Origin of the sequence: Mesorhizobium liriopis, assembly GCF_024053505.1 — a bacterium.
Classification (GTDB): domain Bacteria; phylum Pseudomonadota; class Alphaproteobacteria; order Rhizobiales; family Rhizobiaceae; genus Mesorhizobium_B; species Mesorhizobium_B liriopis.
In genome coordinates, this window is record NZ_JAMXQS010000001.1 from 444511 (window position 1) to 471113 (window position 26603).

At 64.8% G+C, this 26603-nt stretch carries 20 protein-coding genes and 1 tRNA gene; 9 read left to right on the plus strand and 12 right to left on the minus strand.

The genetic code is table 11. From position 1 onward, the window contains the following. Positions 1–58: 58 nt before the first annotated feature. On the minus strand, positions 59–1213 hold the full coding sequence (locus NGM99_RS02095; protein WP_289852320.1) for an ROK family transcriptional regulator: 1155 nt from the start codon (positions 1211–1213) through the stop codon (positions 59–61). A 316-nt stretch (positions 1214–1529) separates the two neighbouring features. On the opposite strand from NGM99_RS02095, the gene NGM99_RS02100 reads away from it, so the two are divergent. The 9 genes from NGM99_RS02100 (at position 1530) to glgX (ending at position 15747) form a co-directional block, all read left to right on the plus strand. Then, positions 1530–2507 (plus strand): sugar ABC transporter substrate-binding protein, encoded by a 978-nt coding sequence (locus NGM99_RS02100; protein WP_435371376.1) that lies wholly within the window; start codon positions 1530–1532, stop codon positions 2505–2507. 117 nt (positions 2508–2624) lie between these two features. Beyond that, positions 2625–3689, plus strand: a complete 1065-nt coding sequence (locus tag NGM99_RS02105; RefSeq protein WP_252815455.1) for an ABC transporter permease — start codon at positions 2625–2627, stop codon at positions 3687–3689. 2 nt (positions 3690–3691) lie between these two features. Beyond that, positions 3692–4474: an ATP-binding cassette domain-containing protein gene (locus tag NGM99_RS02110; RefSeq protein ID WP_252815457.1), complete on the plus strand. Its 783-nt coding sequence runs from the start codon at positions 3692–3694 to the stop codon at positions 4472–4474. 135 nt (positions 4475–4609) lie between these two features. Beyond that, entirely contained in the window at positions 4610–7078 is a 2469-nt protein-coding gene (locus tag NGM99_RS02115; RefSeq protein WP_252815459.1) for a glycogen/starch/alpha-glucan phosphorylase, read from the plus strand. A gap of 77 nt (positions 7079–7155) precedes the next feature. Continuing rightward, a complete protein-coding gene (gene glgB, locus NGM99_RS02120; RefSeq protein ID WP_252815460.1) occupies positions 7156–9366 on the plus strand; it encodes a 1,4-alpha-glucan branching protein GlgB in 2211 nt (736 codons plus the stop codon). A 22-nt stretch (positions 9367–9388) separates the two neighbouring features. Next, complete coding sequence (gene glgC / locus NGM99_RS02125; RefSeq protein ID WP_252815462.1) at positions 9389–10651, plus strand: glucose-1-phosphate adenylyltransferase; 1263 nt, start codon at positions 9389–9391, stop codon at positions 10649–10651. Between the two features lie 15 nt (positions 10652–10666). Continuing rightward, entirely contained in the window at positions 10667–12115 is a 1449-nt protein-coding gene (glgA, locus tag NGM99_RS02130; protein ID WP_252815844.1) for a glycogen synthase GlgA, read from the plus strand. After that, positions 12112–13740, plus strand: coding sequence for an alpha-D-glucose phosphate-specific phosphoglucomutase (locus NGM99_RS02135; RefSeq protein ID WP_252815464.1), 1629 nt, complete (start codon positions 12112–12114; stop codon positions 13738–13740). The genes glgA and NGM99_RS02135 overlap by 4 nt, the downstream gene beginning before the upstream one ends. A gap of 42 nt (positions 13741–13782) precedes the next feature. After that, complete coding sequence (gene glgX, locus NGM99_RS02140) at positions 13783–15747, plus strand: glycogen debranching protein GlgX (protein ID WP_252815466.1); 1965 nt, start codon at positions 13783–13785, stop codon at positions 15745–15747. A 13-nt stretch (positions 15748–15760) separates the two neighbouring features. On the opposite strand, the gene NGM99_RS02145 is transcribed toward glgX, so the two are convergent. From NGM99_RS02145 to betI, 11 genes are all read right to left on the minus strand, one after another. Then, positions 15761–17440, minus strand: a complete 1680-nt coding sequence (locus NGM99_RS02145) for a pilus assembly protein TadG-related protein (protein ID WP_252815467.1) — start codon at positions 17438–17440, stop codon at positions 15761–15763. Beyond that, on the minus strand, positions 17440–17874 hold the full coding sequence (locus NGM99_RS02150; RefSeq protein WP_252815468.1) for a TadE/TadG family type IV pilus assembly protein: 435 nt from the start codon (positions 17872–17874) through the stop codon (positions 17440–17442). Before NGM99_RS02150 ends, NGM99_RS02145 begins: the two co-directional genes overlap by 1 nt. An 873-nt stretch (positions 17875–18747) precedes the next feature. Further along, complete coding sequence (locus NGM99_RS02155; protein ID WP_252815470.1) at positions 18748–19071, minus strand: hypothetical protein; 324 nt, start codon at positions 19069–19071, stop codon at positions 18748–18750. A gap of 58 nt (positions 19072–19129) precedes the next feature. After that, a complete protein-coding gene (locus tag NGM99_RS02160; RefSeq protein WP_252815472.1) occupies positions 19130–19429 on the minus strand; it encodes a DUF6719 family protein in 300 nt (99 codons plus the stop codon). A 227-nt stretch (positions 19430–19656) separates the two neighbouring features. Further along, positions 19657–19733, minus strand: a tRNA-Pro gene (locus tag NGM99_RS02165). Positions 19734–19799: 66 nt separating this feature from the next. After that, positions 19800–21263, minus strand: coding sequence for a betaine-aldehyde dehydrogenase (betB, locus tag NGM99_RS02170; RefSeq protein WP_252815474.1), 1464 nt, complete (start codon positions 21261–21263; stop codon positions 19800–19802). A 346-nt stretch (positions 21264–21609) separates the two neighbouring features. Further along, complete coding sequence (locus NGM99_RS02175; protein WP_252815476.1) at positions 21610–21756, minus strand: hypothetical protein; 147 nt, start codon at positions 21754–21756, stop codon at positions 21610–21612. A gap of 65 nt (positions 21757–21821) precedes the next feature. After that, the gene (gene betA / locus NGM99_RS02180) at positions 21822–23474 is read right to left on the minus strand and encodes a choline dehydrogenase (protein ID WP_252815478.1); all 1653 of its coding nucleotides are present in this window, start codon (positions 23472–23474) and stop codon (positions 21822–21824) included. Then, positions 23467–24462, minus strand: coding sequence for a threonine/serine dehydratase family protein (locus NGM99_RS02185; protein WP_252815480.1), 996 nt, complete (start codon positions 24460–24462; stop codon positions 23467–23469). Before NGM99_RS02185 ends, betA begins: the two co-directional genes overlap by 8 nt. Further along, the gene (betC, locus tag NGM99_RS02190) at positions 24462–25988 is read right to left on the minus strand and encodes a choline-sulfatase (protein ID WP_252815482.1); all 1527 of its coding nucleotides are present in this window, start codon (positions 25986–25988) and stop codon (positions 24462–24464) included. Before betC ends, NGM99_RS02185 begins: the two co-directional genes overlap by 1 nt. Beyond that, entirely contained in the window at positions 25985–26578 is a 594-nt protein-coding gene (betI, locus tag NGM99_RS02195) for a choline-binding transcriptional repressor BetI (protein WP_252815483.1), read from the minus strand. The genes betC and betI overlap by 4 nt, the downstream gene beginning before the upstream one ends. Between the last annotated feature and the right edge of the window lie 25 nt (positions 26579–26603).

Genomic DNA, 26603 nt, shown 5'->3' on the forward strand with positions numbered 1-26603 from the left:
GGTCTCCTCTCAGAGCTTCGCCGTAATGGGAGGCGAGGGCGCTGACAATGCGGGCGCGTCAGATTCGCGTGGCGATGATGCCGGAACCGAACAGGAAGCGGTCGGCGAGCGGCAGGCTGGCGGCGCCCAGCGCGCGCGCATTGCTGCCGACCGTGCCTTCGAACACGGCCGGCAGTTCCAGCCCCTCGGCATCGATCCGGCTCAGCGCGCTTCGCACGGCCCCGACCAGACGGCCGCGCTCGAAGGGCGGCATCCAGCCATCGATCACGGCGGCTTCGAAGTCGATCACGGAGGACGCAGCGGCGATGGCATAGGCCAGGGCGGAGGCCGCCTGCTCCATCCAGATGTCCACGCTCGAACCGATGTCGTCCCAGTCGTCCGGGTTGGACCAGAGACGCGACCCGTCATGGCCCTGGGAGATCAGAAGCGCCTCGAGCGCTGCGAGCGACGCGACGTCGATCAGCTGGCGCGGGCCGTCGCGGCTTGGGACCGGCATGGAGCCCAGCGCGCCCGCATTGCCCGAGCGGCCGGCATAAAGGCTGTTGTTGAGAACGATGCCGCCGCCCGCGAAGGCGCCGAGATAGAAATAGATGAAGTCGCCGATCTCGCCGATGCCGTCGCGATTGCCGAACACCAGTTCCGCGCCGCAGGCGGCCGTCGCGTCGTTTTCCACATAAACGGGAAAGGGCAGGGAGGCCTGGATGTCTTCGCGGATCTGACGATGCCGCCACGCCTCCATGACCTCGCGCGGCGCGCCGGCGGCGTCCGCCCAGCTCCACAGCTCGAAGGGCATGGCGATGCCGAGGCCGGTGATGCGCTTGTCTTGCTCAGGGCTCAGCGAACTGCGCAGTTCGGCCACACCTTCGGAAACGAACTTCACGGTTTCGGTGGGTTCAGGATAGCGATAGGCGCGGCGCAACATGCCGCGCGGGTTGCCGAGGAAGTCGATCAGCACGAGTTCGGCGCTGCGCCGTCCGATCTTCACCCCGAACGAAAATGCGCCTTCCGGGTCGAGTGCCATCGGCACGGAAGGCTGACCGATCTTGCCGCGTTTGGGTTCGAGCCGGCGCAGCAAGCCATCTTCTTCCAGACCACGCATGATCACGGAAACGGTCTGCAACGAGAGTGCCGTCAAGCGCGCGATCTCGCTTTTCGAGCGACCGGGCTCGCGACGCAGAAGCGACAGCACGAGCCGCTCGTTCGCGTCGCGCATGCCGCTTTGATTGGTGCCGCGCGCGAGGCCGGATGACCCGTTCGCGCGTGAAGCCAGCGTCTCCACATCTTCCTCCCGCTGGAATGCGAAGCGGCAAATTGCGCCTAATCGGAGCGGACGTCAATATTAAATCAGAGTGATTTAGTTATTGACACGAGGGGCCGACTAAGATTTCTTGGAGGGGAGGCGGAGAGGACACCGCGCCGCCGGAGCGCTGGGCTGGAGGCCCGCGCGCCAACGACACCACCGGGAGGAATTCGTGACCAACAAGCTTTTGAAATCGAGCGTCTTCGCGTTCGCAGCGCTGTCGCTGTCGATGATCGCATCGGCCGCCTCCGCGCAGGACGCGGTCAGCGCGTGCCTGATCACCAAGACCGACACCAACCCCTTCTTCGTCAAGATGAAGGAAGGTGCCACGGCCAAGGCCAAGGAACTCGGCGTCACGCTGAAGTCCTATGCCGGCAAGATCGACGGCGACTCGGAAAGCCAGGTCGCGGCCATCGAGAGCTGCATCGCCGATGGCGCCAAGGGTATCCTGATCGCAGCCTCCGACACCGCCGGCATCGTGCCTTCGGTGAAGAAGGCGCGTGACGCCGGCCTGCTCGTGATCGCGCTCGACACGCCGCTTCAGCCTGTCGATGCCGCCGACGCGACATTCGCCACGGACAACCTGCTCGCCGGCAAGCTGATCGGCCAATGGGCGGCCGCCACCATGGGCGACAAGGCCAAGGACGCCAAGATCGGCTTCCTCGACCTCACCCCCTCGCAGCCTTCCGTGGACGTGCTGCGCGACCAGGGCTTCATGATGGGCTTCGGCATCGACACCAAGGACCCGAACAAGATCGGCGACGAGGACGATCCGCGCATCGTCGGCCATGACGTCACCAACGGCAACGAGGAAGGCGGCCGCAAGGCGATGGAGAACCTTCTCCAGAAGGACAATTCCATCAACGTCATTCACACCATCAACGAGCCGGCCGCTGTCGGCGCCTATCAGGCGCTCAAGGCCGTCGGCCTCGAAAGCCAGGTGCTGATCGTCTCGGTCGATGGCGGCTGCCCCGGCGTGAAATCGGTGCAGGAAGGCGTGATCGGCGCGACCTCGCAGCAGTACCCGCTGCAGATGGCGGCGCTCGGCGTCGAGGCCATCAAGAAGTTCGCCGACACGGGCGAGAAGCCCAAGCCGACCGAAGGCAAGGACTTCTTCGACACCGGTGTGGCGCTTGTCACCGACAAGCCGGTGCAGGGCGTCGAATCGATCGACGTGAAGACCGGCCTCGACAAGTGCTGGGGCTGAAATAACAGAGGGGCGGGCCGGTCGGCCTTGCGTGCCTGACCGGCCCATAAACCCGAAAGGGGCTGCCTGAGGAGGCGGCCCCTTTCACCCAACAGCCGGCTCCGGGAGGGAGAAATCATGGCTCAGGCGCAAGACTATGAACGGGTGATCGAAGGCAGCGACCGCTCGGTCGCGAGCTTCGAGCACGAGTCCGTGCCCTTCGTGAAGCGGGCGCAGCATTTCCTGCATTCCAACCCGGCCGCCGTGCCGCTGATCGTTTTGATCGCCTCGATCCTGATCTTCGGCCTCACGATCGGCGGACGCTTCTTCTCGTCCTATACCCTGACGCTGATCCTGCAGCAGATCGCCATCGTCGGCATGCTGGGCGCGGCGCAGACGCTGGTGATCCTGACCGCCGGCATCGACCTCTCCATCGGCGTGATCATGGTGATCTCGTCCGTGGTGATGGGCAATGTCGCCGTGTCCTATGGCCTGCCGGCACCCATCGCGGTTGTGGCCGGATTGGCGACGGGCTTCCTGTGCGGGCTGCTCAACGGCTTTCTCGTGGCGGTGGTGAAATTGCCGCCCTTCATCGTGACGCTGGGCACGTGGAACATCGTCATGGCGACGAATTTCATCTACTCGGCCAATGAAACGATCCGCGATGCCGATGTGGCGGCGACCGCCCCGCTTCTGCAACTGTTCGGCATCAATTTCCGCGTCGGCTCAGCGGTTCTGACGCTGGGCGTGCTCGCCATGGTGCTGCTCGTCGCCATTCTCTGGTACGTGCTCAACCACACTGCCTGGGGCCGCCACGTCTATGCAGTGGGCGACGACCCCGAGGCGGCGAAGCTTTCGGGCATCCAGACCAAGAAGGTTCTGATGGCCGTTTATGCCATCGCAGGGCTCATCGCGGGCTTCGCGGCCTGGGTTTCGATCGGCCGCAACGGCTCGGTTTCGCCTTCGGCCGCGGTCACCGACTACAATCTTCAGGCCATCACGGCCGCGGTCATCGGCGGCATCTCGCTCTTTGGCGGCCGCGGCTCGATCCTTGGCACCCTGTTCGGCGCGATGATCGTGGGCGTGGTCTCGATGGGCCTCAACATGCTCGGCGCCGATCCGCAGTGGAAGGTGCTTCTGACCGGCGTGCTGATCATCGGCGCGGTCGCGGTCGATCAGTGGATCAGAAAGGTTTCGGTGTAGCCATGAGCGCAGAACCCCTCCTTTCCGCCAAGGGCCTGGTCAAGCGCTACGGCCGCGTGACCGCCCTCGACCATGCCGACTTCGACCTCTATCCCGGCGAAATCCTTGCCGTGATCGGCGACAACGGCGCGGGCAAGAGCTCGCTCATCAAGGCCATTTCCGGCGCCGTGATGCCCGACGAAGGCGAGATCCGGCTCGAAGGCAAACCGGTCCTGTTCAAGTCGCCGATGGAGGCGCGCGAAGCGGGCATCGAGACGGTCTACCAGAACCTGGCGCTTTCCCCGGCGCTTTCGATCGCCGACAACATGTTTCTCGGTCGCGAGATCAGGAAGCCCGGCGTCATGGGCCAGTGGTTCCGCATGCTCGACCGGGCTGCCATGGAAAAGCGGGCGCGCGAGAAGCTGACCGAGCTCGGCCTGATGACGATCCAGAATATCGGGCAGGCGGTGGAAACGCTCTCGGGCGGCCAGCGCCAGGGCGTGGCAGTCGCGCGGGCTGCCGCCTTCGGCTCCAAGGTCGTGATCATGGACGAACCGACGGCCGCGCTCGGCGTCAAGGAAAGCCGGCGCGTGCTGGAACTGATCCTCGACGTGAAGCGGCGCGGCCTGCCGATCGTGCTCATCTCGCACAACATGCCGCACGTCTTCGAGGTGGCCGACCGCATCCACATCCATCGCCTCGGCCGCCGCCTCTGCGTCGTCGATCCGAAGCAGATCTCGATGTCGGACGCGGTGGCCCTGATGACGGGCGCCAAGAAGCCGCCGGAAGACGCGCTGGCGGCGTGATCGGCGGCATTCAGCCCAGCGATACAAAGCTTTCCTAACATTTGAAAGCCTAGACAGGTCGCCTATAGTCTTTGCGAGGGAGGGGGTGCGCATTCTCGCGCATCCGGCATTGGCTCGATCACAGAACGGGACATCATGAACGTCGCGATTGCTTCCGCAGCCCTCCAGCCTTCGAGGCTCACCCCCGGCACAGATGTGCTGGCCAACGAAATCCTGAGCTGTCTGCGCTATCGCTTCGGCAAGGATGCCACGGTCGCGAAGCCGCATGACTGGCTGGCCGCTGCCATCCGCGTTGTCCGTGACCGGGTGATCGATCGCTGGATCGAAAGCACCAAGGAAGCCTATGACGACAGCCGAAAGCGGGTTTACTACCTTTCGCTCGAATTCCTGATCGGCCGCCTGACGCGCGACGCCTTCTCCAATCTCGGCATGATGGAGGAGATGCGCGCCGCCCTTCACAAGCTCGGCGTGGACCTCGACGTGATCGCAGCGCTCGAACCCGACGCCGCGCTCGGCAATGGCGGTCTGGGGCGTCTCGCCGCCTGCTTCATGGAATCGATGGCGACCGTGGACGTGCCGGCGCATGGCTACGGCATCCGCTACGAGAACGGCATGTTCCGGCAGGAATTCTCGGAAGGCTGGCAGGTGGAGCTGCCGGAAACCTGGCTCGACTATGGTAATCCGTGGGAATTCGAACGTCGCGAGCGCTCCTTCGAGGTCGGCTTCGGCGGTCTGGTGGAATTCGCGGAAGGCGACGACGAGAAGCATGTCTGGAAGCCGATCGAGCGCGTGCTCGCCGTCGCCTACGACACGCCGGTGGTGGGCTGGCGCGGGGAGCGCGTGAACACGTTGCGGCTCTGGTCGGCGATGCCGATCGACCCGATCCGCCTCGACGCGTTCAATGCCGGCGACCATATCGGCGCGCTGCGCGACTTCACCAAGGCCGACACGCTGTCACGCGTGCTTTACCCCGCCGACGCGACGCCGGCGGGCCAGGAACTGAGGCTGCGGCAGGAATATTTCTTCTCGGCCGCCTCGCTGCAGGACATCGTGCAGCGCCACTTGAGCCAGTATGGCGATCTCTCGACGCTCGGCCAGAAGGCGGCGATCCATCTCAACGACACCCATCCGGCCATCGCCGTGGCCGAGCTGATGCGGCTTCTGATGGACGTGCATGGCTTTGCGCTGGAAAAGGCGTGGGACATCACGCGCGAGACCTTCGCCTACACGAACCACACGCTCTTGCCCGAGGCGCTGGAAAGCTGGCCCGTGCATCTGCTCGACCGCCTTCTGCCGCGCCATATGCAGATCGTCTATTCGGTCAACTCGCTGCTCTTGAAGGAAGCGCGCGACAAGGACACGTTCAGCGACGATTCCATCAAGCGCATTTCGCTGATCGACGAGACCGGCGAGCGCCGGGTGCGCATGGGCAATCTGGCCTTCGCCGGCTCGCACTCGATCAACGGCGTTTCAGCCCTTCATACCGACCTGATGAAGGAAACGGTGTTCGCCGATCTCCACCGGCTCTACCCCGACCGCATCAACAACAAGACCAACGGCATCACGCCGCGCCGCTGGCTCCTGCAGTCCAATCCGGGCCTGACTCAACTCGCGCGCGAAACGATCGGGGATGGTTTCCTCGACGACGTCACGCTGCTGCGCGACCTCGAGGATTACGCCAAGGACGGCGGCTTCCAGGAAAAGTTCACCGGCGTGAAACGGCGGAACAAGGAGCGGCTGGCGGCACTCGTGGTCGAGCGCCTCGGCGTGAAGGTCGATCCTTCGGCGATGTTCGACATCCAGATCAAGCGCATCCACGAATACAAGCGGCAGCTGCTGAACATCATCGAGGCTGTGGCGGTCTATGACCAGATCCGCTCCCACCCGGAAAAGGAGTGGGTGCCGCGCGTGAAGTTCTTCGGCGGCAAGGCGGCGCCGTCCTATGTGAACGCCAAGCTCATCATCAAGCTGGCGAACGACGTGGCGCGTGTGATCAACCGCGATCCCACCGTGCGCGGGCTGCTGAAGATCGTGTTCCTGCCGAACTACAATGTGAGCTTGGCCGAAGTGATGGTGCCGGCGGCCGACCTGTCCGAGCAGATCTCGACGGCCGGCATGGAGGCTTCCGGCACCGGCAACATGAAGTTCGCGCTGAACGGCGCGCTGACCATCGGCACGCTCGACGGCGCCAATGTCGAGATGCAGGAGCATGTCGGCGCGGACAATATCGTGATCTTCGGCCTCACCGCGGAAGAGGTCGCCGAGCGGCGGCGTGAGGGATATTCGCCGCGCGATGTGATCGCGCAGTCGCCCGAACTTTCGCAGGCGCTGTCCTCGATCTCGTCGGGCGTTTTCTCGCCGGACGACCCGGACCGCTATCGCGGCCTGATGGACGGCATCTACAACACCGACTGGTTCATGGTAGCTGCCGATTTCGACGCCTACACCGACGCGCAGCGCAAGGTCGACGCGATCTGGCGCGACCCGCAGCTCTGGGCTGAAAAGTCCATCCTGAACACCGCGCGCATGGGCTGGTTTTCTTCGGACCGGACCATTCGCGAATATGCCAGGGATATCTGGAATACGCCGACAGTGGGCGGATAGCCGAACCGGAGCACTGGCGGGAACTGGCCTGCGCCCCAGATAGTTGGAATGAAAAGGGCAAGCAGACAGGGGGCGGCATGACGGTTTCAGAGGCGCGCAAGGCGAGCGTTGCGGAAGATGCGCGCGTGTCGCCGTCGGAAGTCGATGCCATCATCTCCGGCAGCCATGGCGACCCGTTTCGCGTGCTGGGCGTTCAGGAGGCGAGCGACCGGTTGCTGGCGCGCGCCTTCGTGCCACATGCCGAAACGCTCGACGTCTTCACGCTTGCCGGCGAGCCGCTGGGCGAGCTTCAGCGCACAAACGATTCCGGCTTTTTCGAAGGGCCGGTCACCATCAAGACGCGGCAGCCGCTGAAATATCGCGCGCGCAACGCGGGCGGCGAATGGTGGGTGACGGACCCGTATTCGTTCGGTCCGGTGCTCGGGCCGATGGACGATTATTATATCGGCGAGGGATCGCACCTGCGGCTCTTCGACAAGCTCGGCGCGCATGTGATCGAGCATGAGGGTGCGAAGGGCGTGCATTTTGCCGTCTGGGCGCCGAACGCGCGGCGTGTTTCCGTGGTCGGCGACTTCAATGAATGGGACGGCCGCCGCCTGCCCATGCGCCTGCGCCGCGACACCGGCGTGTGGGAAATCTTCGTGCCCGACATCGAAGCGGGCCGGGCCTACAAATATGAGATCATCGGGGCTGACGGCGCGCGTCAGCCGCTCAAGGCCGACCCTTTCGCGTTCCGCTCGGAGCTGCGGCCGAAGACGGCCTCCGTCACCGACTGGCAGCCGGCGCATGAGTGGGCCGATCAGGGCCACCGCGAATACTGGCAGAAGGCCGATGCGCGGCGTCAGCCGATCTCGATCCTCGAAGTGCATGCGGGGTCTTGGCAGAAGCGCGAGGACGGGTCGTTCCTGTCATGGGACGAGCTGGCGGACCGGCTGATCCCCTATGCGGTCGATATGGGCTTCACCCATGTCGAGTTCCTGCCGATTTCCGAGCACCCTTACGATCCGTCATGGGGCTATCAAACGACCGGCCTCTACGCGCCCTCGGCGCGCTTCGGCGAGCCGGAAGGCTTCGCGCGCTTCGTGGACGGCGCGCATCTGGCGGGCCTCGGTGTCATTCTCGACTGGGTGCCGGCGCATTTCCCGACCGATGCGCACGGCTTGGCCCATTTCGACGGCACCGCGCTCTATGAGCACGCCGATCCGCGCCAAGGCTACCATCCCGACTGGAACACGCTGATCTACAATTTCGGGCGCAAGGAGGTTCTGTCCTTCCTCGTCAACAACGCGCTGTTCTGGGCCGAGAAGTATCATGTCGACGGGTTGCGCGTGGATGCGGTGGCCTCGATGCTCTACCGCGACTACTCCCGCAAGGAAGGCGAGTGGATCCCCAACGAGCAGGGCGGGCGCGAGAACTGGGAGGCGGTGCGGTTCCTGCAGGACATGAACAAGGCCGTTTACGGCACCCATCCCGGCATCATGACGATCGCCGAGGAATCGACCTCTTGGCCGAAGGTCTCGGCGCCCGTGCACGAGGGCGGCCTGGGCTTCGGCTTCAAGTGGAACATGGGCTTCATGCACGACACGCTGCAATATCTCGCGCGTGACCCGGCGCACCGGAAGTATCACCACGACGAGATCACCTTCGGGCTCGTCTATGCCTATAGCGAGAACTTCGTTCTGCCGCTGAGCCACGACGAGGTGGTACATGGCAAGGGCTCGCTGCTCGCCAAGATGTCGGGCGACGACTGGCAGAAATTCGCGACGCTGCGCGCCTATTACGGCTTCATGTGGGGCTATCCCGGCAAGAAGCTGTTGTTCATGGGACAGGAATTCGCCCAGCGCGCGGAATGGTCGGAAAGCCGGCCGCTCGACTGGTGGCTGCTCGATGCGCCCGCGCATGAGGGCGTGCGGCGGCTCGTACGCGATCTGAACTTCGCTTATCGCGAGGTGCCGGCACTGCATGCGCGCGATTGCGAGCCCGAGGGCTTCCAGTGGCTGATCGGCGACGACAGCCAGAACTCGATCTTCGCCTGGGCGCGGATGGCCCCTGACACGGCACCCGTGGCGGTCATCACGAACTTTACGCCGGTTGTGCGGGAAAACTATCGCGTGCCCTTGCCGAAAAAGGGAAAGTGGCGCGAAATCGTGAACACCGATGCCGAGTCTTACGGGGGCTCGGGCGTCGGCAATAACGGCGCCGTGGAGGCGGTGGAGGATGGGAACGGTGCGGCCGCATGGCTGACGGTCCCGCCGCTCGCGACGCTGATACTGGAGCTGGAAGCGTAAGGGGTTCGAGGGAGGAAACCGGATGGAAGGATCGAGACGAGTTCAGCCGCTGGCGCGTGACGCCATGGCTTATGTTCTTGCGGGCGGGCGGGGAAGCCGCCTGAAGGAACTGACCGATCGGCGCGCCAAGCCCGCCGTTTACTTCGGCGGCAAGACGCGCATCATCGATTTCGCGCTGTCGAATGCCTTGAACTCCGGCATTCGCCGCATCGGGGTGGCGACACAATACAAGGCGCATTCGCTGATCCGCCACCTGCAGCGCGGCTGGAACTTCCTGCGGCCCGAGCGAAACGAGAGCTTCGACATTCTGCCCGCCAGCCAGCGCGTGTCGGAAACGCAGTGGTATGAGGGCACGGCGGATGCGGTGTTCCAGAACATCGACATCATCGAGGCCTATGGGCCCGAATACATGGTCATCCTCGCGGGCGACCACATCTACAAGATGGACTACGAATTGATGCTGCAGCAGCATGTCAATTCGGGTGCGAACGTCACCGTCGGCTGCCTCGAAGTGCCCCGCATGGAAGCCACGGGCTTCGGCGTGATGCATGTGGACGAGACCGACCGCATCATCTCCTTCATCGAAAAGCCGGCCGACCCGCCCGGCATCCCGGGCCAGCCGGACCTCGCGCTGGCTTCGATGGGCATCTACGTCTTCAACACGGCGTTCCTGATGGACCAACTGCGCCGCGACGCGGCGACCGACGGTTCGGCGCGCGACTTCGGCAAGGACATCATTCCCTATATCGTCGAGCACGGACACGCGCAGGCGCACCGCTTCGCGCAGTCCTGCGTGCGCTCCTCCTTCGAGCGCGAGGCCTATTGGCGCGATGTGGGAACGATCGATGCCTATTGGGAAGCCAATATCGACTTGACGGACGTCACGCCCGAACTCGACCTCTACGACCGCGAATGGCCGATCTGGACCTATGCGGAGATCAAGCCGCCGGCGAAATTCGTGCATGACGACGAGGGTCGGCGCGGCTCGGCGGTGTCGTCGCTGGTCGCGGGCGACTGCATCGTGTCGGGCGCGTCGCTGCGCCGTTCGCTGGTCTTCACCGGCGCGCGCATCAATTCGTTCTCCTCGCTGAACGAGGCGGTGGTGCTGCCCGATTGCACGATCGGACGCGGCGCGCGGCTCAACCGCGTGGTGATCGATCACGGCGTGAAGATCCCCGAAGGTCTCGTGGTCGGCGAGGATGCCGTGCAGGACAGCGAGCGGTTCCGCGTGTCGGAGGGCGGGATCGTCCTGATCACGCAGGATATGATCAACAGGTTGGATTGATTGGCTCGTTCAAACATGAAGGTCTTGTCCGTCACGCCGGAAATCTTCCCCCTCATCAAGACGGGCGGGTTGGCCGATGTGACGGGCGCCCTGCCGCTGGCGCTCAAAAGCCAGGGGATCGAGGTGAAGACCCTGATCCCCGGCTTCATCCCCGTGATGAAGCAGTTCGAGGGTGAGGCGGTCTATTCGTACGACGATCTCGCGGGCGGTCCTGCGACGGTGCTGATGGGCACGGTGGCGGGTCTCGACCTGCTCGTGCTCGATGCGCCGCATCTCTACACGCGCGCAGGGGGCCCTTATGCCGATCCGGGCGGCAATGACTGGCCGGACAACTGGCAGCGCTTCGCGACCCTGAGCCGTGTCGGGGCCGATATCGGGCAGGGGAAGCTCGGCGCATTCCAGCCCGATCTGGTGCATGTGCATGACTGGCAGGCGGCATTGACGCTGGCCTATCTGCGTTTCGAGGATGCGCCCGCGCCCCCGTCGGTGATCACGGTCCACAACCTCGCCTTTCAGGGCCAGTATGGCGCGGATATCTTCCGCTTACTCGGCCTGCCGCCCGAGGCGATGAGCGTGGACGGCGTCGAATATTATGGCGGCGTCGGCTACCTGAAAGCCGGCCTGCGCGCGGCCAGCGCCATCACGACCGTGAGCCCGACCTATGCGCAGGAAATCCGCGAACCGGCATTCGGCATGGGGCTGGACGGGCTCATCAACACCCGTGCCAACGAGTTGTCAGGCATCGTCAACGGCATCGATACCGTGGTGTGGGACCCCAGCCGCGACCCGCATCTGAAGCGGCCGTTCTCGCGCGAGCATCTTGACGGACGCAGGCATAATCGCGCGGAGCTCGAGCGGCGCTTCTTCCTCGAAGAAGGCCATGACCCCATCATCGCGGTGGTCAGCCGTTTGACGTGGCAGAAGGGCATCGACCTGATCGCACAAGAGCTCGACAACATCGTCGCGGCGGGCGCGAAGCTGGCGATCCTCGGCAAGGGCGATGCGGAGCTCGAGATTGCCTTGGCAGCCGGCACCGCGCGCCATCATGGGCGGATCGGGCTGCATCTCGGCTATGACGAGGGCCTGTCGCATCTGATGCAGGGCGGGGCGGATGCGATCCTCGTGCCCTCGCGCTTCGAGCCCTGCGGTCTGACCCAGCTCTACGGTTTGCGCTATGGCTGTGTGCCGGCGGTGGCCCGTACGGGCGGCTTGGCCGATACGGTGACCGACGCCAATGAGGCCGCGCTGGCCGCGGGCGTGGCGACCGGTTTCCAGTTCGCCCCCGACAGTGCCGCCTCGCTGACATATGCCGTACGCCGCCTCGTCAACGCCTATCGCGACCGCGAGGTCTGGACCGGTCTGATGCGGGAAGGCATGAAGGCCGATGTGTCATGGGACCGGAGTGCCGCACGCTATGCGGCCCTGTTCCGCTCCCTCGTTTCACCGAAAGAAGAGAGTGCATGAAACAAACGGTCGAAACCAAGCCCTTTTCCGACCAGAAGCCCGGCACTTCGGGCCTGCGCAAGAAGGTGCCGGTGTTCCAGCAGGAGCACTATGCCGAGAACTTCATCCAGTCGGTGTTCGACAGCCTCGAGGGCTTCGAGGGCCAGACGCTGGTGGTGGGCGGCGACGGGCGCTTCCTGAACCGCGAGGTGATCGGCAAGGTGATCGCGATGGCCGCCGCCAACGGCTTCGGCCGCGCGGTGGTGGGGCAGGGCGGCATTCTCTCGACGCCGGCGACCTCCAACGTCATCCGCAAGCGCAAGGCCTTCGGCGGCTTCATCCTGTCGGCCAGCCACAATCCGGGTGGGCCGAATGAAGATTTCGGCATCAAGTACAATATCGGCAATGGCGGGCCGGCGCCGGAGAAGATCACCGACGCGATCTTCGCGCGCTCCAAGGTGATCGGCAAATACTACACCACCGATCTGGGTGTGCTCGACCTCGACACGCTTGGCGAGCGCGAGGTGGACGGGTTCGTGATCGAGGTCATCGACCCGGTGAAAGACTATGCCGAGCTGATGGAAAGCCTGTTCGATTTCGGCGCCATTCAGGGCATGTTCCGGAGCGGATTCCGCATGAGCTTCGACGCCATGCATGCCGTGACGGGGCCGTATGCGAAGGAGATCCTGGAGCGCCGGTTGGGCGCGCCGGAAGGAACCGCGCGCAATTTCGTGCCGCTGGAGGATTTCGGCGGGCACCATCCGGACCCGAACCTCGTCTATGCCAAGGACCTTTATGACGAGTTGATGGGCCCGGACGCGCCGGATTTCGGCGCGGCCTCGGATGGCGATGGCGACCGCAACCTCATCATCGGGCGCGGCATCTTCGTGACGCCCTCGGATTCGCTGGCGCTGCTCGCCGCCAATGCGCATCTCGCACCCGGCTACCGGCAGGGGCTGAAAGGCATCGCGCGGTCGATGCCGACTTCGGGTGCGGCCGATCGCGTGGCGGAAAAGCTCGGCGTCGGCATCTACGAGACGCCGACGGGCTGGAAGTTCTTCGGCAACCTGCTGGATGCAGGCCTGGCGACCATCTGCGGCGAGGAAAGTGCCGGCACCGGCTCCGACCATGTGCGCGAGAAGGACGGGTTGTGGGCCGTGCTCCTCTGGCTCAACGTGCTCGCCGCGCGCGGGCAGAGCGTGAAGGACATCGTGTCCGAGCACTGGCGCACCTATGGCCGCAACTATTATTCGCGCCATGACTATGAGGGCGTGGAAACGGAAGCGGCGAACAGGCTCGTCGATGGGTTGCGGGCCAAGCTCGACACGCTGCCGGGCCCGAAGATCAACGGATTGACGGTGTCAGCCGCGGACGATTTCGCCTATCACGATCCGGTCGATGGCTCGACCAGCAAGAACCAGGGCATCCGCATCCTGTTCGAGGGCGGCAGCCGCGTGGTGTTCCGCCTTTCGGGCACCGGCACGAGCGGGGCGACGTTGCGTGTCTATATCGAGCGCTACGAGCCTGATCCGGCAAAGCACGATATCGAGACGCAGGCAGCGCTGGCGGACCTGATCCAGGCGGCGGAAGAGGTCGCGAATATCAAGGAACTGACAGGTCGAAATATTCCGACGGTGATCACTTAACCTTCTCTGTCTTACGGTCGCGTCCCGAAAATGGGGCGCGACATGACCGAAACCTCCTCCATCAAGCTCGGCGCAACGCCTGAAAAGAAGGGCGTGCGCTTTGCCGTGCGTTCGGAAACGGCGGAACGGGTCTGGTTTTCGGTCTTCAACAAGAAGGGCGATGACGAGATCGCGCGGGTCGAGCTGACACGGGACGGGACGGTCTTTTCCGGGCTGGTGCCGAAGCTGAAGGCCGGCGCGCGTTACGGCTTCCGCGCGGATGGGCCCTATGACCCGGCGCGGGGGCTTTGGTTCGACCCCGACAAGCTGCTGATCGACCCCTATGCGGCCGCGATCGACGGGCCATACCACTACGATGCGCGACTGGGCGCGAAGCGCGGCGAGGGAGGCGATACCGCGCCTCTGCTGCCGAAATGCGTGGTGGTGGAGGAAACAGGGCCTTTGAGGCTCGAAGCACCGCGCTTCGCGCCGGGCGGACTGATCTACGAGCTCTCGGTTCGCGCCTTCACGATGCTGCACCCGAAGGTACCGAAGAAGAAGCGCGGCACGGTGGCGGCACTCGCCGAACCGGCCGTGATCGAGCACCTGAAGACGCTCGGCGTTGCGGCTGTCGAGCTGATGCCGATCACCGCGACCATGGACGAGCGGCATTTGCCCTCTTTGGGTTTGAGCAATGCCTGGGGCTACAATCCGGTGACGTTCATGGCGCTCGACCCGCGCCTCGTGCCCGGCGGCATGGCGGAATTGCGCCAGACGGTGGCGAAGCTGCATGAAGCGGGGATCGGCGTCATTCTCGATCTGGTGTTCAACCATACGGCGGAAAGCGATGCCGAAGGGCCGACGCTTTCCCTGCGCGGGCTCGACGCGCCGGCCTATTTCCGGCACGCGGAAAACGGCGCGTTGATCAACGATACCGGCACGGGCAACACGGTGCGCACCGATCACCCGGCCGTGCAGGCGATGGTGCTCGAAAGCCTGCGCCGCTTCGTGGAACTCGCGGGCGTGGACGGCTTCCGCTTCGATCTCGGCACGGTGCTGGGGCGAGGGGAGAACGGGTTCGCGCGCGACGCGCCGCTGCTCGACGCCATCCGCAACCATCCGGTGATCGGCAGCCGCCTGCTTGTCATGGAGCCTTGGGATATCGGGCCGGGCGGCTATCAGCTGGGCAGGTTCGGTGCGCCGTTCCTCGAATGGAACGACCGCGCACGCGACGACATCCGCCGCTTCTGGCGCGGCGATGGCGGCATGGCCGGGCAGCTCGCCACACGCATCGCCGGGTCGTTCGATCTGTTCGACGGCGAGGCGACGCGTAGCGTGAACTTTCTCGCGGCCCATGACGGCTTCACGCTGGCCGACACGGTTGCCTACCAAGCCAAGCACAATGAGGCGAATGGCGAGGAAAACCGCGACGGGCACGACGACAACCATTCCTGGAACAATGGGGCCGAAGGGCCGAGCGATGACCCGCATGTGCTGGACGCGCGCCGGCGCGACATCCGCGCGCTGTTGTCCACGCTGTTCGTCTCGCGCGGCGCGATCATGCTGACTGCCGGGGACGAGTGGGGCCGCACGCAGCATGGCAACAACAATGCCTATGCGCAGGACAATGAACGCTTCCGGCTGGACTGGAAGAACCGCGACAAGGGGCTCGAAGCGCATGTCGCCGCCCTTGCGTCGCTGCGGCGGCAGGTGCCGGCTCTTCACGATCTCGGCCATCTGAGTGAGGCGACGGCGTGGCTCGGGGCGGACGGTGTGTCACTCTCCCCGCAGCGCTGGGAAGAGCCCGAGCGCCGTCGTTTCACGTTGTTGCTCAAGACCGGCTCGAGCGATGGTTCGCGGCTGGCGATCGTCATCAATGGCGACCGTCGGGCCCAGCATTTCGCGCTACCGCAGCGAGACGGGTGGCGCTGGGAATTGGCAGTGCCCGAGGAGGCGCGGATCGGGCTGGATGGTGTGGTGGCGGATGGACGCACGGTCGTGATCCTGATCGAGCGCGCGGCGGGCTGAGGCGCACTCGCGCCTAGCGCACGATCACCGCGCGGCCGCATGAACCGCCGTGATAGGCGATGTCGGCTTCGCCGAGCGACAGGCCGACCGCGTCGAGAACGCCCATCAGCAGCGCATCGACGGGCGCGCTCGCTTGTTCGAGGGTCGAGGCAAGCAGAGGTTTGAGGGCGCCGCCGAGCGGCAGGCCGAGACCCAGCACTTTGACTTCGATCTCGGTGTTCTTGAGAAGCGATGCCGTCAGGCTCGCGGTCGGCGTGCGGGTGGAAACGGTTTTGACCGCGCGGGCGTCGATCTCGGTTTGCGAGAAGCTGAGCGGGGTTGCGCTGCCATCCGACACGACACGTGCGCTGCCCGTTGCCTCGACGGCGGGGAGCATGACGAGCTTCGCTGGACCGAAGCTCGGTGGGCGTGACCAGCGGTTGAGCGATTTGAGGTCAGTGGCCGCGATGCGCAGTTCGGCGATGCCCGGCCGTGCCGTCAGATCGACGCGTGTCGGTTCGCGTCGGGCGGCGCGACAGGCGAGGTCGGTCAGCGTGGCTTCGCCGTAGGCGATCTCGACATAAAGCGGCAGGTGGATGGATGCACCGAGCGGACCGCCAGGCCCAAGCAGCTTGATATCGAGCAGCAGGCGCGTCTGCGCGGTGCGGATGGTGGCACCCTTCTCACTGACGCTGAACACGGCCTGCGGCGGCTCGCCGACCGCGAGGCTGAGCGTCGCCTGGAGGATGCCGGGCAGTGCGGTGCCGAGATCGACCGCGGCAATGCGGTCGCCATTCGCAAGCTGGGCTGCGGCCTGCACGATCTGCAGCGCGTTGGCCTGAAGCTGGAAGTGGCTGGCGCCCACCGGCAGACCCGCAAGGCTACTGTCCAACTGCACGAGCTTGGCGAGCGGAAAGGAACCGGCACGGCTGGCGCCGGCGAGCTTGCGCAGAACGGTGGCGGCCGCGGCACTCGTCGGCGGGAGCCTGGAGAGTGCTGCCGCGATGATGCCGGGTGAGGCCTCGGCCTCCAGGATGCTGCGATAGCTGCCCGCCTTGATGCCGAGCTCAGTGCCGACGCCGGCCAGAAAGGGAAGCAGATCGACTTTCGCGTCGGCCAGCGCCCGGTAGTCCATCAGCTTCAGCGACAGCTCGGTGTCGAGCAGCGATGAGAGAACCTGATTGGCGATGCCGCCTTCCAGCCGCGCGAGGCGTGAGCCGATCGTGACGGCTGCTCCGTTCGTGGTGCGCGCGATGGCCTGTGTCTCGATGGTGGGCGGTGTGATCAACGCTGTGCCGAAATGGAGCGTGCCGGGGCGGCGGAGCGTCACCTGTGCCGCGTTGGACGGCGTGGCCCCGGCCACGAAACGTTCGCCCACCTGCGTGCCGGCCTGCGGCTCATAGCGGCCCGGCTGAACGGAAATGGTGGCCTCCACGTCGAGGCTGGAGGCTGACACCGTGCCCAGCCTCGCCGCGATGCCGTTGCGGCGCACGGTCTCCAAGGCCAGGCCGCTGCCCGCGTCCGGCTGGCTCGAGGCTGCAAGAGCCGCCAGATCGGTCACGCCTTGCAGCATCCGCTTTTCGCGATAAAGCGCGCCTTGGTCGATGGCGATGGCAGTCAGCACCATGGCCGGCGGCAAAAGAAGCGCGCCCATCATGGCGATGTTGCCGCTCCGGTCGCGGACGAAGCGGCGTAGCGTGTTCCGGGTCGGCATCATGCGCCTCCCATGCGGATGGTGGAGCGACGTTCGATGAGCGGGCTCGGCATGGGGATGAAGCTGAACAGGTTCCAGATCGGCAGAGCGCGGGCGTCATAGGTTGCAAGCACTTCGAATTGCGGCGCGCCATCCATGCTGTCCGCGACCGAAAGGTTGAGATGCCGCGTGTCGAGGAAGCCGTATGCGCCGCCATTGCGCTTCGCATAGTCGCTGATCAGCGTTTGGCGCTCGGCATTGTCGAGGCCGGCAACGGCTGTGCGGGCCGCGTCGGCCGCGATCTGCTCCACGGAATGGCAGGCGCTGAGATAGATGCCATAGGCGATCATGCCGGACATCAGGACGATGAAGATCGGCGCGACGATCGCCATTTCGACGGCGGCAGTGCCCGTCGTGCTGAAACGAAACCGGAGAAGTGCGGCTGACCATCTCATGATGGATCAGAGGTGCAGCCAAAGGTTGTATCAACCTGAAATTGTATCGTCGCGCGTGGGTTGTTCGCGGTTGTGTGGCACGAAGATGAAAGCTCGGCATCCCCGAAGAAGGAAATGGATGCCGAGCCAGCGCGCGACAGACTAACCCCAATCGTCGCTCGCGCCGAAGACACGAGATGGCAGGAAGATAGTTTCAGGGAAAAAGCGGGGAGGGAAGAAAGGTAAGGCCCGGCGCTTAGGGAGAGTGGGGGGTGTGAGCGCCGGGCCAAGAGAACGTGAGGGGGTTACTCACGCCACGCGACAAAAACAGATCGGCGTGGCTTTGGGAAGCCCACATCGCCTGGAAAGTTAACACCAGCGGCGCGAAATTTGCGCTATTTTAGCGAAGAAGGGCGGCCCGGCACTAACCCCCATCAATGCCGGGCCTATGAGGAGCGCGACAACCCCACCGCGTCCTCAAGTCAGAAGAGACATGAAGGCGAAGGCAGCGGCGAAGCACAGAAGCAGAGCGACAGACAGTTTCAGCGGGAAATGATCCCGCCCTGTCAGCCTGCCCGCTGTCCCGATCTGGTGCATTTTTCCTGCCCCACGCTGCGATATCGAAAGCGTCGCAAATCACGGGCCAAGTCGGAGGGACGGGCGGAATTAGTTGTTGACGCCTCCCGCAGGACGCACGACGCGCGGCACCCTCAGGCGAGAGCGAATTCGGAACGCGGCACGAAATGCCTGGCACGATCGGAACGTCCCGAACGAGTGCCGGTCGATCCGGCCAGCGACCTCAGGGTGCTCCCATAAGGACAACCGGGAAGCCGGGTCGGTCCACGCTGCGGCGCCAATGGCTCGAAAACGGGAGGTTGGCCGGACCGTCTTGTGTCAGCAGCCGAACTCGCCGCCGCGCAGGCATTCCGAATCGACACAAAAGCGTTCGTCGCCGACGGTGTCGGTGTCACGCTGGCACGACGACACGCATTGGCGATAACAGGCGAGATATTCGCGGCGGTCGGTTTTCTTGATCTTGGTTCGATAGGCGGAGCAATCCTCGCCATCCTGAAGCTCGCCGCCAAGACAGCGGAAATAGCCTTCGTCGATCGTCTTGACTGTGATGCCCTGGCCGGCGCCTGTGCCGACCCAAGTGAACAGCAGGGCACCCACCGCGAGGAGTGTGGGCAGCGATTTTCCGAGGCCGGCTTTCTTCATCACGCGTTCCTTCACCGCGAATGATGAGGTGGTTTATGATCCCGAGATGTGCTGCGTCTCAGTTTCTCGGGTCATCGACGCATCGGTAAATTCTGTTGCTTCTGACTTCCGGCTTGCTCAAACTCTGGAGCTGACCTGCCGGGCACTTGCCGTTGTCGATAAGCACAGTCGCGCCGACCCGCATCAAGCGAAACGGCGGCTCATGCGTAACGACCTGCGGAACCTCGGCGCTTGCAGCACTTGTGGTCGGCGCGCCGACAGTTTGTGCGCTGCTCGTTTCCTGTGTGGTGGTTTCGGTTGTTTGACTGCAGCCAGCCGAAAAACAGGCGAGCGCCGCCATCGCGATGACGCGTTTCATGTTCCCCTCCGTCCATGTCTGTATGTGAGTGTGATGGAGGCGGGAGTGATGGAACAAGTCGCCCAACGGATGAAGCCGGCTCGCAAGAATGGTGTGCTGGCGCGGAGCTGATTCACTCTTCCGGATGATGCCTATCCGCCGATCGCGGGATCGGAATCGAAGCTGATGCTTCGAGGTGGGCTTAAATCAACCGGGAGCAATCGGGCGGGTCGGGAGCCCTCTTAAACTGGTCGGAGTGGCAGGATTTGAACCTGCGACCCCGTCGTCCCGAACGACGTGCGCTACCAGGCTGCGCTACACTCCGTGACCAGTGGCCGGGCTTATAGCCAAGGCATGGGAAGCCCGCAAGCGGGCATCGGCATCAATGTGGTCAATATGGGCTCTGAACGTCGCCGGTTTCCACATAGACGGATTTGAGCTGGCTGTAGTGGCCGAGCGCCGCCAGAGCGTTCTCGCGGCCGATGCCGGATTGCTTGGCGCCGCCGAAGGGCACCTCCACGGGCGTGAGATTGTAGGCGTTGATCCAGCAGGTGCCGGCCTCGAGGTTGCCCACCACGCGGTGTGCGCGGGCGATGTCGCGCGAGAAGACGCCGGCGGCGAGGCCGAACTCGGTGTCGTTGGCGCGTGAGACGACTTCGTCTTCCTCTTCGAAGGACAGGACCGACATCACCGGGCCGAAGATTTCCTCGCGGGCGATTCGCATGGAATCGGACACGCCGGTGAAGACGGTGGGCTCGATGAAGAAACCGCGCTCGAAGCCTTGAAGGTTGGGCACATTGCCGCCGCAGGCGAGCGTGGCGCCTTCCGATCGTCCCGTTTCAATGTAGTCGAGGACCTTGCGGTGCTGCGCTTCGGAGACGAGGGGGCCCATCTGGGTTTCGGGATCGAGCGGGTCGCCGATGCGGATGGTCTTGGTGCGCTCGACCAGACGTTCCACGAAGCGGTCATGCAGGCCGCGCTGGACGAAGACGCGGGTGCCGTTCGAGCAGACCTGGCCGGTGGAATAGAAATTGCCGAGCATCGCGCCGCCGATGGCGTTTTCGAGATCGGCGTCGTCGAAGACGATCAAGGGCGACTTGCCGCCAAGTTCCATGGTCGCGTGCTTCATGTGCGAGCCGGCGAGGCCCATGACCTTGCGGCCCGTCGGCACCGAGCCGGTGAGCGAGACCTTGGCGACGTGGGGGTGGGAGACGAGCGACGCGCCGACATCGCCCAGGCCCTGGACGACGTTGAAGAGGCCGTCGGGCAGGCCGGCTTCGGAATAGATCTCGGCAAGCGCCAGAGCCGAGAGCGGCGTGTTCTCGGAGGGCTTGAAGATCATCGCATTGCCCATGGCGAGGGCCGGGCCCGACTTCCAGCCGGCGATCTGGATCGGATAGTTCCACGCACCGATGCCGACGCAGACGCCGAGCGCCTCGCGCTTGGTGTAGGCGAAGGGTCCGCCGAGATCGATGAAATCGCCGTTGAAGGTGGCCACCGCGCCGCCGAGGAATTCGAGCGCATCGGCGGCGGACGGCGCGTCGGCGACAAGGGTTTCCTGAATGGCCTTGCCGGTGTCCAGCGTTTCCAGACGGGCGAGCGTGTCGTTGCGCTCGCGCAGGAGGGCGGCGGTGCGCTGGAGGATGCGGCCGCGCTCGACGGGCTTGAGGCGCGCCCAGCCTTTCTGCGCTTCGCGGGCAGATGCGATGGCCTGCTCGACGATCGCGGGGGTGGCAGCGCGGACGGTGGCGATGGTTTCAGCCGTGGCCGGGTTGATGACCGGGATAGGCGTGCCGGCGGTGTCTTCGACGAAGCGGCCGTTGATGTAATGGGACGCTTTGGGCTGGGCGTTCATGTGGCGGCTCCGGGGGGTAGTGAGTGTTGTTGGGGTGGTGCGGGTGGAGACGTTACCCCCACCCTGTATCTGCCTTTCGCATGGCTCAAGGCGTTCGAAACTCGAAAAGCCATCTCTATGGCTTTTCGCCGGCCCGAGGTCCGTCGTTTCTCACCCCCACAAGGGGGAGGGAGGGCGTCATCGCTGTGACTTACCTTCAAGCTAGGCCACCGGCTTCAAAATTTCGGCTTGGCGCTCACGTCCTCGCCTCCTCCTTGTGGGGAGGGGTAAGTGGTGGGGGTGACGTTTCAGTCTTACTGAGGCTGATCCATGATCCTCAGCAAAGCCGCGTCAGCCGTCCAAAGCCTCAATTCTCCTCCACCGAAATTCCCTGTTCGCCGACATTGATCTGCACGCCATCGGGTTTCGACTCTTCGCGGTAGACATAGACGCCCAAGCCGATGACGACGACCAGAAGGGCGCCGATGAGGAGGTAGAGGCCGTTGCGGTTCATGGAATTCTCTCAAAAGTTAAATGCGGGCGTCCTCTGCATCGTATGGGAGGCGTCCGCAAGACCGCCTAGCGGTCCGATTCCTGCCAGCGCGGGTTGATCCAGGGTTCCTGGTTGGAACGCGGCAAGGGCTGGCGGCCGAGGATGTGGTCGGAGGCTTTTTCGCCGGTCATGATCGAGGGACCGTTGAGGTTGCCGTATGTCACGCGCGGGAAGATCGATGAGTCGGCGACGCGCAGGCCCTCGACGCCGATCACGCGGCATTCGGGATCGACCACGGCAGGCGGATCGGATGCCGCGCCCATGCGGCAGGTGCCGCAGGGGTGGTAGGCGCTTTCGGCGTGGTTGCGGATAAAATCGTCGAGTTCGTCATCGGTCTGCACGTGGGAACCGGGCGAGATCTCCTTGCCGCGAAACGGGTCGAAGGCGGACTGGCTGAAGATCTCGCGGGTGAGGCGGATGGCGTGGCGGAACTCGCGCCAGTCGTCGGGATGGGACATGTAGTTGAAGCGGATGACGGGCTTTTCGCGCGGGTCGGGCGAGCGAAGCGTGACGCTGCCGCGCGACTTGGAGCGCATCGGGCCGACATGGGCCTGGAAGCCGGCGACGCCCGCCGTGGCCTTGCCGTCATAGGAGATGGCGGCGGGGAGGAAGTGGTACTGAATGTCAGGATAATCGACGCCGGGTGCCGAGCGCACGAAGGCGGCGGCTTCGAAGTGGTTGGTGGCGCCGAGGCCCGTCTTGAAGAGCAGCCATTCTGCGCCGATGCGAGCCTTCGAGATGGGGTCGAGCACATCGTGGAGGGTGGCGGTGTCCCTGGCTTCCTGCTGGATATAGAGCTCCATATGGTCCTGCAGGTTGGCACCGACGCCGGGGCGGTCGGCGAGAACCGCGATGCCGTGTTCGCGCAGGTGGTCGGCGGGGCCGATGCCCGACAGCATCAGGAGCTTGGGCGAGTTGATCGAAGAGGCGGCAAGGATCACTTCGCGTTTCGCGTGAACCGCTTGAATCCGTTTCTGAGCTTCGAACTCGACGCCGACAGCACGTTGATTCTCGAAGAGAACGCGGCGGGCCAAGCCCCTGACGACACGGACGTTTCCGCGTCGCATGGCGGGGCGCAGGTAAGCGTTCGCGGTGGACCAGCGGCGGCCCTGATGGATGGTCTGCTCCATCGGGCCGAAGCCCTCGCCCTTGGACCCGTTATAGTCGTCGGTGGTCTCGAAGCCCGCCTGGCGGCCCGCTTCGATGAAGGCGTTGTAGAGCGGGTTGGTGCGGGAGCCGCGCTGGATGTGCATCGGGCCATCCGTGCCGCGCCAGCCAGCCTCGCCGCCATGCGCAGTTTCCATGCGCTTGAAATAGGGAAGCACGTCCGCATAGGCCCAGCCGGTCGCGCCGACTTCCGCCCAATGATCGTAGTCGCGGGCGTGGCCGCGCACATAGACCATGCCGTTGATCGAGGACGAGCCGCCGAGCACCTTGCCGCGCGGGGTGGCGAGGCGGCGATTGTTGAGGTGTGGCTCGGGCTCGGAACTGAAGCCCCAGTCATAGGTCGCCATGTTCATCGGATAGGACAGGGCGGACGGCATCTGGATCAGCGGGCCGATATCGGTGCCGCCGAATTCGAGCACGATCACGGAATGCTTGCCGTCCTCGCTCAGGCGATAGGCAAGGGCCGAGCCGGCGGAGCCGGAGCCGACGATCACGAAATCCGCTTCAAGCATCGGCGATGAATCCCATGAAATCAGACAGTGCGATGTTGCCGCCGGTGGCGATCAGGACGACGGTCTTGCCCGCAACATCGAGCTTGCCGGAAAGGAGTGCTGCGGTCGTCGCCGCACCGGACGGTTCAAGAACGAGCTTCAGCCTGTCGGCGGCGAAGCGCATGGCGGAGCGCACCTGCGCGTCGGACACGGTAAGCCCGGAAAGATTCGTTTGCGTGACGGCGGCGAATGGAGCTTCGCCCGGACGGCGAGCCATCAGGCCGTCGCAGATGGACTTTTCCTCCAAGGGCACGGTGACCCGCTCACCGGCGCGCAGGGATTGGCCCATGCCGTCGAAGCGCTCGGGCTCGACGGCGATGAGTTGGGTTTGCGGCGAGCGATAGTGGAAGGCGAGTGAGACGCCGCCGATCAGGCCGCCACCGCCCACCGAGCAGAAGAGGAGGTCGGGTTTGGCACCGAGCGCTTCGAGCTGGTCGAGCGCTTCGAGGCCGACACCAGCCTGGCCCGCAACGATCTCAGGATCGTCGAAGGGGTGGAGGAGGACGAGGCCCTCGTCTTCGGCAATCGCGCAGGCCCGTTCGGCGGCGACTTCTTCGCGGGCTCTCGTGCCGTGATCGGTGGAGATGACTTTTGCGCCATAGCCTTGCGTTGCCGCGCGCTTCGCCTCGGGCGCGTCGATCGGCATGACGATCGTGACGGGAATGCCGAGGCGTTGGCCGGCGGCGGCGAGGCCTTGGGCGAAGTTGCCGGATGAGTAGGCGACGACACCGCGTTTGGCTTCTTCGGGCGAGAGGCAGCAGAGACGCCAATAAGCGCCGCGAATCTTGAAGGAGCCTGTCCACTGGAGGGACTCGGGCTTCACGAAGACGGCCGCGGCACCGGTCTCGGCGGCGAGTGCGGGCGAGCGCAGAAGCGGCGTGAGCTGCGTCACTCGCCGCGTCTCAGTGTAGGCGCGCTGGAGGTGGGCGAGATCGGGAACCAGCGTCATCAGCGGCCTCGCGGAAAGCGTTTGCTGTCTTCGAGGATGTCGAGGTTCATGTGGTTGCGCATGAAGCGCTCGGAGGCCTGGCGTAGAGGCTGGAAATCCCACGGGTAATAGGACCCGTTGCGGAGTGCGGGATAGACGACCCAGCGGCGGGCCTGGCTTTCACGAACGTCGCGGTCGAAGGCGGCCATGTCCCAGCGCGCGCGGACGCGGGCGGTGAATTCGGCGACCAGATCGGCGTGGTCTTCGTCTTCGGCCAAATTGTCGAGTTCGTGCGGGTCGTTCTCGAGATCGAAGAGCTGGGGCGGGTCGATCTCGCAATGGACGAACTTCCACCGGCTGTCGCGAATGGCGACGAGCGGGGCTTCGGAGCCCTCGGCGGCATATTCCATCAGCACCGGCTGGCCTTGGCTTTCGCCCCGGATGAGGGGGAGAAGCGAATGGCCGTCGGTCCAGGGCATCACGGCGGACATGTCGATGCCAGCGATGTCGCAGAGTGTGGGGCAGATGTCGAGGTTGGACACAGGTGCCGAGACGAGACCGGCGGGGATATCGCGGCCGTTGATCAGCAGAGGCACGCGGGCGGAGCCTTCGAAGAAACACATCTTGAACCACAGGCCGCGCTCGCCGAGCATGTCGCCGTGGTCGGAGCAGAAGAGGACGAGCGTGTCGTCCGCCATCTCCGTGCGGTCGAGGACAGCGAGGAGTTCGCCCACCCGGTCGTCGATATAGGAGATCGAGGCGAAGTAGCCGCGCCGCGCGCGGGCGACCTGCTCGGGGGTGATATCGAAGCTCGGATAATCGCTCGCCGTATAGAGGCGCTGGGAGTGCGGGTCCTGCGCTTCATAGGGCATGAAGCCGATTTCGGGTTCGAGCGCGGGGCAGTCCTCGTAGAGATCCCAGTGCTGCTTCCTCGCGACATAAGGGTCGTGCGGGTGGGTGAAGGAAACGGTGAGGCACCAGGGCTTGGCGGTCGCGTCGTCCGAGCTGCGCGACCATTCGTAGAGCTTCTGGGAGGCGAGAAAGGCGACCTCGTCGTCATATTCGAGCTGGTTGGTGATCTCGGCGGTGCCCGCGCCCGAGACCGAGCCGAGATTGTGATACCACCAGTCGATGCGCTCGCCCGGCTTGCGGTAGTCGGGCGTCCAGCCGAAATCGGCCGGATAGATGTCGGTCGTCAGGCGTTCCTCGAAGCCGTGGAGCTGGTCGGGACCGACGAAATGCATCTTGCCCGACAGGCAGGTACGATAGCCTGCCGCGCGCAGGTGATGGGCGAAGGTCGGGATCGAGGAGGCGAACTCGGCGGCGTTGTCATAGACCTCCGTGCGCGATGGCAGCTGGCCGCTCATGAAGGAAGCGCGGGCCGGCGCGCAAAGCGGCGAGGCGGTGTAGCAGTTGGCGAAGCGCGCGGAACGTTCGGCAAGCGCCTTCAGATGAGGCGCGTGCAGGAAGGGGGCCGGTCCGTCCGGGAACAGGGTTCCGTTGAACTGGTCCACCATGATGATGAGGATGTTGGGCTGACGGCTCATGCGGATGGCTTTGAGTGGGCGAGGGTGGCTTCCACGACCTGTTCGACGAGCGCCACCGCACTTGCGGAATTGGGCAGACCGTCTTTCAGCGCGCGGCGGATGTAGAGGCCGTCGATGAGCGCTGCGATGGCTTCCGCACCCTTCTCGGCCTGCGGGCGGGGGAGGAGGGCGACAAAGCCGCTCAAGAGATTGGAATGGAGCCGGCGGGCATAGACGCGCAGCAGGCGGCGCAGGCGCGCCGACTTCTGGGCCTCGACATAGAAGGCCAGCCAGGCGGCGACGATCTCGGGGCGGAACTGGGTGACCGAGAAGTTGACCGCGACCACGGCCGAGATGCGGGCGCGGGGCGTTTCCGCTTCCGAAAGGGCTGCGCGGACATCGGTGCCGAGTTCAGTCAGGAGATGCCGCATGGTGGCGAGCAGCAGTTCTTCCTTGGCGCCGAAATAATGATGCGCGAGCGCGGACGAGACCCCGGCACGGCCGGCGATCTCGGACATGGTGACATCGAGCGAGCCGCGCTCGCCGATGGCCGCGATGGCGGCATCGATCAGCGCGCGGCGGCGCAAGGGTTCGGCGAAGGGACGGGGCATCAGGAGACCTCTGCCGAAGTTTATT

Bases quoted from the DNA above. Each gene is read 5' to 3' on its own strand.
- betI (WP_252815483.1), bottom strand. From the start codon at position 26,578: ATGCCCCGTCCCTTCGCCGAACCCTTGCGCCGCCGCGCGCTGATCGAT.
- glgC (WP_252815462.1), top strand. From the start codon at position 9,389: ATGGAAGGATCGAGACGAGTTCAGCCGCTGGCGCGTGACGCCATGGCT.
- betA (WP_252815478.1), bottom strand. From the start codon at position 23,474: ATGCTTGAAGCGGATTTCGTGATCGTCGGCTCCGGCTCCGCCGGCTCG.
- betB (WP_252815474.1), bottom strand. From the start codon at position 21,263: ATGAACGCCCAGCCCAAAGCGTCCCATTACATCAACGGCCGCTTCGTC.
- NGM99_RS02135 (WP_252815464.1), top strand. From the start codon at position 12,112: ATGAAACAAACGGTCGAAACCAAGCCCTTTTCCGACCAGAAGCCCGGC.
- glgB (WP_252815460.1), top strand. From the start codon at position 7,156: ATGACGGTTTCAGAGGCGCGCAAGGCGAGCGTTGCGGAAGATGCGCGC.
- NGM99_RS02115 (WP_252815459.1), top strand. From the start codon at position 4,610: ATGAACGTCGCGATTGCTTCCGCAGCCCTCCAGCCTTCGAGGCTCACC.
- NGM99_RS02175 (WP_252815476.1), bottom strand. From the start codon at position 21,756: ATGAACCGCAACGGCCTCTACCTCCTCATCGGCGCCCTTCTGGTCGTC.
- NGM99_RS02160 (WP_252815472.1), bottom strand. From the start codon at position 19,429: ATGAAACGCGTCATCGCGATGGCGGCGCTCGCCTGTTTTTCGGCTGGC.
- NGM99_RS02100 (WP_435371376.1), top strand. From the start codon at position 1,530: ATGATCGCATCGGCCGCCTCCGCGCAGGACGCGGTCAGCGCGTGCCTG.
- NGM99_RS02145 (WP_252815467.1), bottom strand. From the start codon at position 17,440: ATGCCGACCCGGAACACGCTACGCCGCTTCGTCCGCGACCGGAGCGGC.
- NGM99_RS02155 (WP_252815470.1), bottom strand. From the start codon at position 19,071: ATGAAGAAAGCCGGCCTCGGAAAATCGCTGCCCACACTCCTCGCGGTG.
- NGM99_RS02185 (WP_252815480.1), bottom strand. From the start codon at position 24,462: ATGACGCTGGTTCCCGATCTCGCCCACCTCCAGCGCGCCTACACTGAG.
- betC (WP_252815482.1), bottom strand. From the start codon at position 25,988: ATGAGCCGTCAGCCCAACATCCTCATCATCATGGTGGACCAGTTCAAC.
- NGM99_RS02150 (WP_252815468.1), bottom strand. From the start codon at position 17,874: ATGAGATGGTCAGCCGCACTTCTCCGGTTTCGTTTCAGCACGACGGGC.
- glgA (WP_252815844.1), top strand. From the start codon at position 10,667: ATGAAGGTCTTGTCCGTCACGCCGGAAATCTTCCCCCTCATCAAGACG.
- glgX (WP_252815466.1), top strand. From the start codon at position 13,783: ATGACCGAAACCTCCTCCATCAAGCTCGGCGCAACGCCTGAAAAGAAG.
- NGM99_RS02095 (WP_289852320.1), bottom strand. From the start codon at position 1,213: ATGCGCGACGCGAACGAGCGGCTCGTGCTGTCGCTTCTGCGTCGCGAG.
- NGM99_RS02105 (WP_252815455.1), top strand. From the start codon at position 2,625: ATGGCTCAGGCGCAAGACTATGAACGGGTGATCGAAGGCAGCGACCGC.
- NGM99_RS02110 (WP_252815457.1), top strand. From the start codon at position 3,692: ATGAGCGCAGAACCCCTCCTTTCCGCCAAGGGCCTGGTCAAGCGCTAC.